Here is a 12,733-nt window from a genome sequence, read left to right on the forward strand (position 1 = left end):
CCAGAAGCCTGGGCGCGTCGTACCGGGACCGGGAGTCCGGGCGCGTCGTACCAGGGGCAGGGGTCTGGCCGCGTCGTACCGGGACCGTAGAACGTCGGAGCGGGACCATAGAGTGGGGCCGTGCCTGCTGAACGAGCCGAGATCCTGCAGGCGGTGAGCTCCGCCGTCCTCGCCGTCACGCGCCACCTGTCGGTGCGCGAGGTGCTGCAGGTCATCGTCCGCTCGGCGCAGCGGCTGCTGGACGCCCGCTACGCCGCGCTCGGCGTGCCCGACGAGGAGGGCTCCTTCGCCGAGTTCGTCGCCGAGGGCATCACCGACAAGCAGTGGGACGCGATCGGCCCGCTGCCGCGGCAGCATGGCATGCTCGGCGCGATGCTCCGCGAGGGGACCCCGGTCCGGCTGCCCGACCTGCGCGAGGATCCGAGGTTCGAGTGGTGGCCCAAGGCCCATCCGGTGATGAAGGACTTCCTCGGCGTCCCGATCCTCGACGGCGGCCAGGTGCTCGGCATCATCTTCCTGGCCAACAAGAGCACGCCCGGCGGCTTCACCAAGGACGACGAGGACCTGCTGACGCTCTTCGCCGCGCACGCCGCCATCGCGCTGACCAACGCCAGGCTTTACGAACGCGGCCGCGAGCTCGCCATGCTGGAGGAGCGCAACCGGATGGCCCGCGAGCTGCACGACGCCGTCACCCAGAAGCTCTTCTCGCTCAGGCTGACCGCGCGGTCCGCCGCCGTCATGCTCGACAGCGCCCCGGACCAGGCCGCGGTCGAGCTGGAGCGGGTGCAGCGGCTGGCCGGTGAGGCGCTGTCCGAGCTGCGCGCGGTGATCGTCGAGCTGCGGCCGGCCGAGCTGGACCGGCACGGCCTGGCCGAGACCCTGCGCAAGCATGTGCGGATGCTCGACCGCCTGCATCCCTCGCTGGTCGCCTTCGAGGCCGGGGAGCTGCCGCCGATGGACTCCGCGGTGGAGGTGGCGGTGCTGAGGGTGGCGCAGGAGTCGCTGCACAACGCGCTCAGGCACTCCGGCGCCGAGCAGGTGTCGGTGCGGCTGGCGTACGAGAGTGGCAGGTTGTCGCTGACCGTCCAGGACGACGGCGTCGGCTTCGAGCAGGGCGGGACGCGAGGTCTGGGGCTGGTGTCGATGCGGGACCGGGCGGAGTCCGTTGGCGGGGTCATGACGGTGAGCTCGGCCCCGGGGCAGGGGACGACCGTGCGGGTGGAGGTAAGCGGGTGCGGGTGATCCGGGTGCTGATCGCCGACGACCATCCGGTGGTGCGGCAGGGTTTGCGTACGTTCCTGGATCTGCAGGAGGACATCTCGGTCGTCGGCGAGGCGGGCGACGGCGCGGAGGCCGTCGAGCTGGTCGAGCGGCTCAGGCCGGACGTGCTGCTGCTCGACCTCAAGATGCCGGTGCTCGACGGCCTGGCCACGCTGGGCCGGCTGGCCGGCACGGCCACTCGGGTGGTCGTGCTGACCTCGGTGAGCGACCGGGCGGACGTGGCGCCGGCGATACGGGCCGGCGCGGCCGGCTTCCTCTATAAGGACGTGGACCCGTCCGCGCTGGTGCAGGGCGTGCGCGCCGTGCACGAGGGACAGGTGCTGCTCGCGCCGGAGGCGGCCGAGGCGATGCTGGCCGACGGCCACGGCGGCGACGGCCTCACGGCCACGTCACTGACCGACCGGGAGCGGGAGGTGCTCGCGCTGATCGCGGCGGGGTGTTCCAACCGGGAGATCGCCAGGAATCTGACCGTGGCCGAGAAGACGGTCAAGACCCACGTCTCCAACGTGCTGATGAAACTCGGCGTCCAGGACCGCACCCAGGCCGCCCTCTACGCCGTCCGCCACGGCCTGGTCTGACCTACTGGTTGGGCGGCGGCTCGGGCTGTGCCGTCCAGCACAGCCTGGTCTGACCTCTACGCGTTGCGCGGCGGATCGGCCTGGGTGGGGCTACGGGTTGCGTAGGGGCTCGAAGATGGCGTGGTGGGCGGCTACGACGGCGCGTCGGACCGCGCGGTCGAGTTCGCGCAGCACCGCGCCCCGCGTGGCGATCTGTCCTGAGGTGAGGCCGCGCTCTTCGACCAGGCGCAACACCGCGCCCAGTCGCGTGGCCAGGGCGGAGACCCGGTGCGCCCGCGCCGGGTAGCCGGGTGCGAGCTCGCCGCCGCGGCCCAGGTCGTCGGGGCGGCTCTGCGCGGGGCCGTCCACGGACGCCAGCGCGTCCGTCGCCGACCGCACCGCGTCCGACAGCTCCCGCTCCGCCTCGGCCACCGAAGGCAGATCCAGGCGTACGGGGCCCGTCTCCTGCACGTCCAGCCGTACGCCCACGTAGGACGACCCGCGCAGGTCCGCCGAGGGCACCAGCCCGAGGCACCTGTCGGACAGCACGGCGATGGCGGCCTGCCCGGCGTCGACCGCGGCCGAGTTGAACTCCGCGGGCCCGGACAGCCCCAGAGGGTCGCCGGGCGCCGGCAGCGCGAGCCGGAGCTCACCCAGCCCGTCGACACGGAGGTTGGCAAGGTATTTACGCAACGGCACCTGGCCCACGACAGTGGGTCCGGCGACGGCTTCCACGTGGTCAGCCGCCTCGTCGAGACCGACGTGACCGGCGAGCCAGGCGTTGCCCCAGGCGACGAGCGCGGGGCAGACAGGCGATTGAGGGCGCACCGATCCACGATATGCGCTCGCCCTGCAATAGGTTTGTCCCCGTGGGTTACTCCTAAGGGGGGAACGAGGAATGGGTGGTCAGGTGCTGCGGTTCCAGGATGTCGCGTTCAGGCGCGATGGGGCGACCCTGCTTCGTGGCATCGACTGGACGGTCAACGAGGACGAGCGGTGGGTCATCCTCGGCCCCAACGGGGCGGGCAAGACGACGCTGATGCAGTTGGCGGCCACGATGCTGTTCGCCAGTGACGGGATCATCGAGGTGCTCGGGGAGCGGGTGGGGCAGGCGGACGTGTTCGACCTGCGGCCGCGCATCGGGCTGGCGAGCTCCGCGCTGGCCGAGCGTGTCCCGGCGGACGAGAAGGTCATCGATCTGGTGCTGACCGCCTCCTACGCGCTGCTGGGCAGGTGGACCGAGGAGTACGACTCCAACGACGTGACCCGTGCGGTCGAGCTCATCGACATGATGGGCGCCGCGCATCTGATCCGGCGGCGGTTCGGCTCGCTGTCGGAGGGGGAGCGCAAGCGGGTGCAGATCGCCAGGGCGCTCATGCCCGATCCCGAGGTGCTGCTGCTCGACGAGCCCGCGGCCGGGCTCGACGTGGGCGGCCGTGAGGACCTCGTGCGGCGGCTGGCCGTGCTCGCCGGCGACTATCGTTCGCCCGCGCTGGTGCTGGTGACGCATCACGTGGAGGAGGTGCCGATCGGGTTCACGCACGCGCTGCTGCTGCGGCACGGCGCGATCGTCGACCAGGGGCCGATCGAGCACGTGCTGACGGCCGACAGCCTGTCGCAGACGTTCGGGGTGCCGTTGACGCTGGACCGCAGTGCCGAAGGCCGCTGGTACGCCAGACCGTACTAGCGCAAGACCGTACTAGATCGCTCTATTACGGCCGCTGAACGTACAAACCAAATATCATTCACGAAGTCGGGACAAGTCCACTTCGGAGCGTCGCCATGACCGTGGAGCAGCTCATCGTCGCCCTCGTCGTGGTCGCGGCGGTGGGTTTCGGCGTGGCGCGGACGATTCGCATCATCCCGCAGGCCACGGCGGCGATCATCGAGCGGCTCGGCCGCTATCACCGCACGCTGACTCCCGGGCTGAACCTGGTGGTCCCGTTCGTGGACCGGATCAAGGAGCTGATCGACCTGCGCGAGCAGGTCGTGTCCTTCCCGCCGCAACCGGTGATCACCTCCGACAACCTGGTCGTCTCGATCGACACCGTCATTTATTTCCAGGTGACCAACCCCAAGGCCGCCACCTACGAGATCGCCAACTTCCTCCTCGGTGTCGAGCAGCTCACCGTCACCACGCTGCGCAACGTCGTCGGCGGCATGGACCTGGAACGCACGCTCACCTCCCGCGAGGACATCAACACCGAGCTGCGCGGCACCCTGGACGAGGCCACCGGAAAGTGGGGCATCCGGGTCAACCGGGTGGAGCTCAAGGCCATCGACCCGCCGTCCTCCATCCAGGACTCGATGGAGAAGCAGATGCGCGCCGACCGGGACAAGCGGGCCGCCATCCTCACCGCCGAGGGCCGTCGGCAGGCGGCGATCCTGGAGGCAGAGGGGGAGCAGCGGGCGGCCGTGTTACGGGCCCGCGGCGACGCGGAGGCGTCGGTCCTGCGCGCCCAGGCCGACGCCGAAGCCCAGGCCATGCGGGCCAAGGGGCAGGCGGACGCGATCGGCATGGTCTTCAAGGCCATCCACGAGGGCAAGCCCGACCAGCACCTGCTGGCCTACCAGTACCTTCAGACGCTGCCGGAGATCGCCAAAGGCGATGCCAACAAGCTGTGGATCGTGCCGTCTGAGATGGGCAAGGTGCTGGAGAACCTCGGCGGCCTCTTCGCTCATGACAAGCCCCAGAGCCCCCCGGAGGTCTGACCGGCCCCGTGCGTCAGGATAAACGCACCCCCTCTAAGCTCGGCTAGCGATACCGGGGACATCAAGGGGGCAGGGTGACGGTCTGGGAGGCGCTCGCCGTGTGCGCGGCGGGGCTGGCGGCCGGGGCGATCAACGCGGTCGTCGGGTCAGGGTCGCTGATCACCTTCCCGACCTTGGTGGCCGTGGGCATCGACCCCGTGGTGGCCAACGTCTCCAACAACATCGGCCTGGTGCCGGGCTCGGTCACGGGCGCCTACGGGTACCGGGTCGAGCTGCGGGGGCAGCGCGATCGGCTGGTGCGGCTGGGCGTGGGCTCGGTGCTGGGGTCGCTGATCGGCGGCATCCTCCTGCTTTATCTCGACCCGGACGTCTTCCAGGTGGTCGTGCCGGTGCTCATCGGCCTGGCCTGCGTCCTGGTCCTGATCCAGCCCAGGCTGAACGGGTGGCTCGCGGCCAGGCGCGGGCAGCCGCATCCGCACGGAGGCGCGGCGCTGTGGCTGGGGGTCTTCGGGGCGGGGGTCTACGGCGGGTATTTCGGCGCCGCCCAGGGCGTGCTGCTCATCGGCCTGATCGGCGCCTTCCTCGACGACGGCTTGCAGCGGGTGAACGCCGCCAAGAACGTGCTGTCGCTGCTGGTGAACGCGACGGCGGCCGTGCTGTTCCTGCTGATCGCCGAGGTCGACTGGTGGGCGGTGCTCGCGGTCGCGGTGGGCGCGATGCTGGGCGGCTTCCTGGGCGCCAAGATCGGCCGCCGCATCCCCGCGCCGGCGCTGCGGGGCGTCATCGTGACGGTGGGCCTCGTGGCGATTTTCGTACTGGTGTACGGCTAAATTCCGACCTTTGTGGGTATAAATCCGTACATGAAGGGTGATCGGGTGGAGATCGTCATCGACGCGGGTGGCACCCCGCGCACCTACGAGGTCATAGCCACCCGCGCGGGCCGCCGCGTCGAGGTGGCCACCCGGCGAGGGCTGGTCGAGGTGAGCGAGGTCACCCGCAGCGGCACGGCCATCCGCACCGCCCGCTTCATGTCGAGCCGCATCCTCGCCCTGGTGGAGCACCCCGCCGACGAGAAGTGATCAGCGGAAGTCGGCCGCGTGGTCCCGCGCCCACGCACGGAAGGTCCGCGCCGGCCTGCCGAGCAGCTTCTCCACCGTGTCGGTGACCTCCTCGGGCGCGTCCACGAACGCTCCCCAGGCCGCCAGCGCCGCGTCCACGAACGAGGCGTCACCCCAGGCCGCCAGCAACTGCTCCCGCGCCTCCTCCGGCGACTGGTCCTCCCAGCGGACCGCGCGCCCGGCCGCCTCGCCGATGACGGCCACCTGCTCCGCCTGGGTCAGCCTCTCGGGCCCGCTCAGCGAGTACGCCGCCCCGCCGTGCCCGGCCGAGGTCAGCACGTGCACCGCCACGTCCGCGATGTCCTTCTCGTGGATCAGCGCCCTGGAAGCCCGCCCGTACGGCCACCGTACGACTCCCTGCCTGATCTGCTCGGCCCAGCCCAGGGTGTTGGTCGCGAACCCGCCCGGCCGCAGGAACGTCCAGGTCAGGCCGGAGCGCTGGATGGACCGCTCGATCTCGGAGTGGAAGGTCCCGTCGGGAACGTGGGCCGACAGGTAGACGATCCTGCGGGCCCGCTCGGCGATCAGATCGATCACCGGCTGCGCGGCCCGCGCCTCGAAGCCGGGCCACAGCAGGAACACGGTCTCGACGTCCGCCAGCGCCGGCGCCAGGGTCTCGGGCAGGGTGAGGTCGCCCTGAACGACCTCGACGCCCTGGGGGAGTGCGGCCCGGCCGGGGTCGCGCACCAGGGCGCGGACGGGGACACCCCCGTCGGCGAGGGTGGTCACCAGATGCTTGCCGACATTTCCGGTCGCGCCGGTAATAAGGATTCCGCTCATGCTGCGACCGTAGAACCTCAACAAAGGTTCAGGTCAAGCTCGGCCGTACCTGGATCGTGCCGTCCCGCCGGATCCGGGTCTCGAAGGTGGGAGCAGGAGCGGTGGCGGGCCCGTGCTTCACCGAGCCGTCCTCCAGCCTGAAGGTGCTGCCGTGCCAGGGGCAGATCACGCACGGCTCGCCGTTCTCCATGACCAGCCTGCCCTGGTGGAGCGGCCCGGACAGGTGCGGGCACCGGTCGACGAGCACGGTCACGCCCTCGTTGTGCCGCAGCACGAACAGCTGGAGATAGCCCAGCCGCCGCGAGACCGCCCGGCCCTCCGGCAGGTCCTTGTACAGGCACAGGTCGTGCCAGCCCAGCGGCACCAGGTGGGACACCGGGGGAGCGTGGTTGGCCCCCGCGGCCAGCCGGTAGGCCAGATGCCCGCCCAGGTAGCCGCCCACCCCGACCGCCGTGAGCCCGGCATAGGACAGCGTGCGGCCGGTGCGCTCGCGGCCCCGCACCCGGGCCACCAGCGACGCGGAGAACAGGCCGAGCGCGGCCACGTTGGACAGCATGTGGACGAAGCCCACGCGCTGCTGTTCGCGGTGCAGCGACGACCAGTCGGTCAGCCCGGCCGCGGCGGTGGGCAGAGAGGTCATGATCCCGGTGGCCACCAGCACCCGGACGGCTCGGGGATCGGCTTTGGCCAGGTCGAGCAGGGCGGCGGACATCCAGCAGCCAAGGGTGACCCCGGCCAGCGGCGGGTGCAGAGGTTTGCCGGTCGGCACGCCGTGCAGCACATCCCGCAGGAGACCCGGGCGGATACGTGCGCGCACGGCCTTGGCCAGCCCCAGGATCGGCCTGTCCATGGACGGGGTCCTTTCGAGCCGGTCAGTCAGGTCAACCGGCCCCACGAAACGCCGCAAGTGCCGACGTCTCGCCCGAACTGTCTCTTTCACGACGAGTCCCCTACCCCAGCGATACGGGGGTCACTCGGGCAGGTGTCCGCTGGCCACCGACGACTCGACCAGTTCGCGGGCGTAGGCGCCCAGGGTGGGTGAGCCTGCCGCGATGATCTGGACCTTCTCCCTGACCTGCGCCGCCGACACCTTGAACAGCGGCCAGGTGCCGCCCTCGGTGTGATGATTGGCCAGAATCGGCGCGAACCGATCGATCGCCTTGGCGAACCTGGCCTCATCCGTCTCGCGGGCCTCGAACTCGTCCCAGAGCGCCCGCAGCCGCGCGGCCTGCTCCGCGGGCAGGATCGCGAAGATCCGGTCGGCGGCGGCCCGCTCGGTCTCGGCCTGCGCGGCCACCGCGACGGGGTCGTAGATGAAGGTGTCGCCCGCGTCGATCTCCACCAGGTCGTGCACGAGCAGCATGGCGATCACGTGCTGGATGTCGGTCCCCGGTGGGGCGTGCTCGCCCAGCACCATGGCCAGCGTGGCCGCGTACCAGGAGTGCTCTGCGTCGTTCTCCCGCCGCGAACCGTCCATCAGGAGGTTGCGGCGGATGATCCGCTTCAACTTGTCGATCTCGACGGCGAAGGCGATCTGGGCGGTCAGGGAGGACTTATCCGGCACGATGGTCACGCGCGACACCTTATTGTGCGGTGATCATACCGGTTGGCGAAATACTCACCGGAACTCCGTTGAACACTGCGTTACCGGACGGTATGTCGATGGCCGACTCGTCGGTGAGCGCGTTGGCGCTGACCCCCGGATGCGCGGCCGCCACCGCCTGCGCGCTGCCCGCGTGCCCCCACCCGTGCGGCAGGCTCACCACGCCGGGCATGATCGTGTCGGTCGGCTCCAACGGCACCGTGAGCTCGCCCGTGGCCGAGCGGACCACGGCCTCGCCGGCCAGCCCGAACCGGGCCACGTCGGCCGGGTGGATCTGCAGCGTGCACGTGTTGCTGCCGCTGACCAGCGCGCCCACGTTGTGCATCCAGCTGTTGTTGGAGCGCAGGTGCCGCCGCCCGATCAGCACGACCTCCGGCGGCTCCTCCTCCAGCCGGGCCCGCAGCCGCTCCACGTCCTCGACGATCTGCGGCGGCGCCAGCTCGACCAACCCCGAGGCGGTCCGCAGCACCTCGGGCAGCCGTGGCCGCAGCGGTCCCAGGTCGAGGCCGTGCGGGTGGTCGAGCAGCTTGCGCAGCGACAGGTCGCCCCGGCCGGCCCACTCGCCGTAGGGGCCGAGCCGGAGCATGAGGTCGAGCCGCAGCTCCGCGCCCGTGCGCCCGTCGAGCGCCGCGCGCAGCTCGGCCGCGTCGCGCCCTTCGACGCCGGAGCCGGGCGTCTCCACGGCCTTGCCGAGCAGTTGCCCGATCAGGAACTCGTCCAGGTCCCCGTCCAGCCCGGAGGCGATCAGGGTCAGCCGCGCCAGGATCTGCGCCTCGGACGGCTGCCCGTCCAGCGGCAGCGCCGGCGGCGAGTAGCGGGCGTAGTTGCGCACCGCGAACCCGAGCAGCGCGAAGTCGTAGTGACCCGCCTGCAGCACCCGCGGCGGCGGCAGGATCACGTGGGCGTGCTTGGTGGTCTCGTTCAGGTACGGGTCCACGCTCACCATGAAGTCGAGCCCCGAAAGCGCCCGGCCCAGCCGGTCCCCGTGCGGCGCCGACAGCACCGGGTTGCCCGCCACCGTGACCAGGAACCTGATCTGCCCGTCGCCGGGCGTCTCGATCTCGTCGGCGAACGTCGCCACGGGCAGCTCGCCGTTCGCCTCCGGCAGCCCCCGCACCCGGCTCCTCCACCGCCCCACCGTGTACGGCCTGCGCCGCCCGGCTGACTCGGTGGCGGGCATGGGGAACATGGCCCCGCCCGGCCGGTCGAGGTTGCCGGTGAGCACGTTCAGCACGTCCACCAGCCACTGGGCCAGTGTGCCGAACTCGGCCGTACAGGTGCCGATCCTGGCGTAGACGGCCGCCGTCCTGGCTCCCGCGAGCTCGCGCGCCAGTCGTACGATCACCTGCGCGGGCACGCCCGTGCGGCGGGCCACCACGTCAGGCGGGAAGTGCTTGGCCGCCTCGCGCACCTGGTCGAGCCCGTTGACCGGGCCGGACAGGCGGGTCAGCTCCTCGGCGAACAGCGTGTGCACGAGGCCGAACAGCAGATAGGCGTCCGTGCCGGGCCGGACGAACAGGTGCTCGTCGGCCAGGTTCGCGGTCCTGGTGCGGCGCGGATCGACGACGACCAGCTTGCCGCCCCGGGCGCGCAGCGCCTTGAGCCTGCCGGGGAAGTCGGGGGCGGTGCAGAGCGAGCCGTTGGACTCCAGCGGGTTGGCGCCCAGCATCAGCAGGAAGTCGGTGCGGTCCAGGTCGGGCACCGCGATGGTCAGCGGATGGCCGAACATCAGCCCGCTGGCCACATGCTTGGGCATCTGGTCGGCGGTGCTCGCGGAGAAGACGTTGCGGGTGCCCAGCGCCCTGATCAGGGGCGCGCCGTACAGCGCGCCCGCCATCGTGTGCGCGCTCGGGTTGCCCAGGTAGATGCCGGTCGACTGGCGGCCGTGCCGGGCCACGACCTGGCCGAGCCCTCGCTCGACGGCGGCGAATGCCTCGTCCCAGCCGACCTCCCGCCACAGGTCGCCCTCCCTGACCAGCGGCCCGCTCAGCCGGTCGGGGTCCTCGTCCAGCTTGCCGAGACTCGCGCCCTTGGGGCAGATGAAGCCCTTGCTGAACGGGTCCTCCTTGTCGCCCCGCACGCTCGTCACGTGCCCGCCGTCGTCGAGGGTCAGGGTCAGGCCGCAGACGGCCTCGCACAGCGGGCAGGTTCTGTGGACGGTCGAGGACATCACCACTCCTGAGTTCGCCAGAGGAACTCATCTTGAACCGTACGGCCCGCAGGGGGAAGCCCCGGAGCCCCCGCGGTCTCCGGGGCTCGCACGGAAAGCGCTCAGCCCAGGTGGGACAGGACCAGAGTCCCGCGCAGATCAGGCGGTTCTTCGAGATCGGACCGGAGCGCGACCCAGGCCCGCCTGCCGTAGAGCCGGTCCAGCCCGGGAGAGACGGCTCCGGCGACCTCGTCCCGCCTGACGATCTCCACGATCACCAGGTTGGCCCGCCGGTGATGCCGGAAGACCAGGGAGTTCCTGGCCCAGCAGGCGGCGGCGATCTCCTCGCTGTAGGCGTCGAACTCCTCGGCGCTGATACCGGCCCTCGTCAGGATCAGTGCCTTCTCGCCCGTGCGGGTCGGTGTGATCCACAACACCAGCGGGATCCGGCCGGCCCTGGTGTGCATCGTGGTCTCGAGGCAGACCCGCTGCAGCCGGTGCCTGGAGATCACGCACCACACGTGCGCCATGACCCAGTTGCGGCCCGTCCTGGTCGCGGCCGGCGCCGAGATCGCGCTGCTCAGCAGGATGAACGGCAGCCAGCGGCCCTCCAGGGTCGCGCCCAGCAAGGTCACGGCGAACAGGGCGAGCCCCGCCACCAGCAGTAATTCCGTACGGATCCGCCACAGCCGGACGATCAGCCCCGAACGGCCGGCGGCGGGCAGGTCCTCGTTGGCCGGGTACATCTGGTTGCGTGGGTTCCGCGGCACTCAGGACACCTCCTCGGCCACTCGGCGACCGAGCTTGAGCTGGTCGAAGCGTGGGTCACGGTAGCGGCGGGCGCCGAAGCCGGCGCGCGTCACGGTCCAGCCCCTACGGCAGGCGAACTCGTCGGGTTCCAGACAGATGTCCCGGTCAGCGCGAGCGATGAGATCCTGGATCCAGGACTTGATTCGACTGAGTCTCTTGGTACCTTGTGAGTACATAGAAGACCCCTTTCGCGGCATTATTCGAGGTGGCTTCTTTCGCCGGACTGCAGACCGATGGCCGCTTTCGTCGCAGGGTGGCAGCCCTTGACGCGACGAGCGGTGGTCGGTCTCGGTTCGGTTTTCAGGTGCTCGAACGAGCGACGGTCGCGGTGGTTCTTCAGCTGGGTGAGAAATCCTTCCGGCAGGTGGCCTCCCTGGGGTAGTCCTGCGAATCCGGGACGGCGACGTTGCCGGTGTGGCGGCCCGAGTGGCCGCTCGCGATGATGGGCAGAAGGTTCGGTGTCAAGGGCCGTGTCATCGTCCGGCCGTTTCGTTCCCCCGTGCCTTCTTAATGTCGATCGTCCTCCGTGGTCATCTGTGCTGCAATACCTTGCGCAAGAAAGATTATGTTTTCTTAACATGTTGTCCATGCCCTTGCGGAGCATGTCTACATGCAAGTTGCACGCAACTACTGCGCCCCCGGAGTAGTGTGCGTGGACCCCGCTTGCCCCCTACGCTCTCTCCGTGGCAGCCTTCTGGCAAGACCTCGTGCAAGTTGCAGTGTAAGATTGGGTGAACGGCCCAAAACCTCGGGCTCGAAACGATCCCTTCCGGCTACACCTCCATTTCCGGCAAGGAGAGGTCGACGGTGCCATCGAAGCAGGGCAGCCCCACTGTCCGCAGGCTCAGGCTCGGCCAGGAGTTGCGCCTCCTGCGTGAGCGACGCCAGCTGACAGGCGCCAAGGCCGCCAACGAGCTCGGCTGGTCGCCCAGCAAGATCAGCAGGATCGAAGCGGCCAAGACCATGCCGGTCGCCGACGACATTCAGGCGATGGGCACCCTTTATCGCATCGACAGTGACAAACTTGACGAACTCTTCGGACTGTTGCGTGACGCGGACCAGCGCGGGTGGTGGGAAGATTACGAAGACACCCTGCCCGGGGAGTACACAAGATTCCTCGGGCTGGAGGCGGAGGCCACATTCCAGCGCAACTGGGAACCCCAGGTCGTGCCCGGCCTTCTGCAGACCGAGGACTATGCGCGGGAGGTCATCCTTGCGACCCGCGGCATCGCCCGGATCACTCACAGCGGCGTCCGCAGCCGTGTCGAGGCACGCCTCGATCGGCAGCGGCGTGTCCTGCACAGAGCCGATCCGTCTCGGTTGACCGTGGTGCTGGAGGAGTCGGCGCTCATGCGCCGCTTCGGCGAGCCCTCGGTGATGCGCGCGCAGATGGAGCATCTCCTGGAGGTTTCTCTCCTGCCGCACGTCAGCGTCCAGGTGTTGACTTTGGACGCACTTCATCCGGTTAACACTGGTGCGTTCATCCATCTGAAGTTTGCGGCATTCGATGATGTTGTATACCTCGAGCAGTTGTACACTGCTGACTTCGTCGAAGATCTCGAACGGGTAGCAGGGTATGAGACCGCCTATGACCATATGCGGTCAGAAGCGCTGGACGAGGATGAATCACGTGTCCTTATCCAGCGTAAAGCCATGCTATGGCAGCGCTGAACCATCACAAGCACAACAAGGGGCAATGACGCCCCTTTACCCATTTGGGGAG

At 69.8% G+C, this 12,733-nt stretch carries 13 protein-coding genes; 7 read left to right on the top strand and 6 right to left on the bottom strand.

The features are described 5' to 3' along the window. Positions 1-120: 120 nt before the first annotated feature. Both IEY87_RS29480 and IEY87_RS29485 read left to right on the top strand, forming a co-directional pair. Entirely contained in the window at positions 121-1,242 is a 1,122-nt protein-coding gene (locus IEY87_RS29480; RefSeq protein WP_189142084.1) for a GAF domain-containing sensor histidine kinase, read from the top strand. Continuing rightward, positions 1,239-1,859, top strand: coding sequence for a response regulator (locus tag IEY87_RS29485; RefSeq protein WP_189142265.1), 621 nt, complete (start codon positions 1,239-1,241; stop codon positions 1,857-1,859). Before IEY87_RS29480 ends, IEY87_RS29485 begins: the two co-directional genes overlap by 4 nt. A gap of 90 nt (positions 1,860-1,949) precedes the next feature. Here the strand turns inward: IEY87_RS29485 and IEY87_RS29490 are convergent, their stop codons facing one another. Beyond that, positions 1,950-2,666 (bottom strand): Rv1486c family protein, encoded by a 717-nt coding sequence (locus IEY87_RS29490; protein WP_189142085.1) that lies wholly within the window; start codon positions 2,664-2,666, stop codon positions 1,950-1,952. Positions 2,667-2,736: 70 nt separating this feature from the next. On the opposite strand from IEY87_RS29490, the gene IEY87_RS29495 reads away from it, so the two are divergent. The 4 genes from IEY87_RS29495 (at position 2,737) to IEY87_RS29510 (ending at position 5,629) form a co-directional block, all read left to right on the top strand. Next, complete coding sequence (locus IEY87_RS29495) at positions 2,737-3,525, top strand: ABC transporter ATP-binding protein (RefSeq protein WP_189142086.1); 789 nt, start codon at positions 2,737-2,739, stop codon at positions 3,523-3,525. Between the two features lie 95 nt (positions 3,526-3,620). Then, a complete protein-coding gene (locus IEY87_RS29500; protein ID WP_225277394.1) occupies positions 3,621-4,550 on the top strand; it encodes an SPFH domain-containing protein in 930 nt (309 codons plus the stop codon). Between the two features lie 74 nt (positions 4,551-4,624). Next, on the top strand, positions 4,625-5,380 hold the full coding sequence (locus IEY87_RS29505; protein ID WP_189142087.1) for a sulfite exporter TauE/SafE family protein: 756 nt from the start codon (positions 4,625-4,627) through the stop codon (positions 5,378-5,380). Positions 5,381-5,410: 30 nt separating this feature from the next. Further along, the gene (locus tag IEY87_RS29510) at positions 5,411-5,629 is read left to right on the top strand and encodes a DUF8836 family protein (RefSeq protein ID WP_189142088.1); all 219 of its coding nucleotides are present in this window, start codon (positions 5,411-5,413) and stop codon (positions 5,627-5,629) included. On the opposite strand, the gene IEY87_RS29515 is transcribed toward IEY87_RS29510, so the two are convergent. The 5 genes from IEY87_RS29515 to IEY87_RS29535 all read right to left on the bottom strand — a co-directional run bounded on the left by IEY87_RS29515 (position 5,630) and on the right by IEY87_RS29535 (position 10,970). Then, complete coding sequence (locus tag IEY87_RS29515) at positions 5,630-6,448, bottom strand: NAD(P)H-binding protein (protein ID WP_189142089.1); 819 nt, start codon at positions 6,446-6,448, stop codon at positions 5,630-5,632. A 28-nt stretch (positions 6,449-6,476) separates the two neighbouring features. Continuing rightward, complete coding sequence (locus IEY87_RS29520) at positions 6,477-7,298, bottom strand: Rieske (2Fe-2S) protein (protein ID WP_189142090.1); 822 nt, start codon at positions 7,296-7,298, stop codon at positions 6,477-6,479. A gap of 120 nt (positions 7,299-7,418) precedes the next feature. Then, positions 7,419-8,030 carry an HD domain-containing protein gene (locus IEY87_RS29525; protein WP_189142091.1) on the bottom strand — a complete coding sequence of 204 codons (612 nt, stop codon included), beginning with the start codon at positions 8,028-8,030 and terminating at the stop codon, positions 7,419-7,421. Position 8,031: 1 nt separating this feature from the next. Then, the gene (locus IEY87_RS29530) at positions 8,032-10,221 is read right to left on the bottom strand and encodes a molybdopterin-dependent oxidoreductase (protein WP_189142092.1); all 2,190 of its coding nucleotides are present in this window, start codon (positions 10,219-10,221) and stop codon (positions 8,032-8,034) included. Between the two features lie 101 nt (positions 10,222-10,322). Continuing rightward, complete coding sequence (locus IEY87_RS29535; protein ID WP_189142093.1) at positions 10,323-10,970, bottom strand: hypothetical protein; 648 nt, start codon at positions 10,968-10,970, stop codon at positions 10,323-10,325. An 847-nt stretch (positions 10,971-11,817) separates the two neighbouring features. On the opposite strand from IEY87_RS29535, the gene IEY87_RS29540 reads away from it, so the two are divergent. After that, positions 11,818-12,681: a helix-turn-helix domain-containing protein gene (locus IEY87_RS29540; RefSeq protein ID WP_189142094.1), complete on the top strand. Its 864-nt coding sequence runs from the start codon at positions 11,818-11,820 to the stop codon at positions 12,679-12,681. Positions 12,682-12,733 lie beyond the last annotated feature (52 nt).

Origin of the sequence: Nonomuraea glycinis (assembly GCF_014646515.1) — a bacterium.
Classification (GTDB): domain Bacteria; phylum Actinomycetota; class Actinomycetes; order Streptosporangiales; family Streptosporangiaceae; genus Nonomuraea; species Nonomuraea glycinis.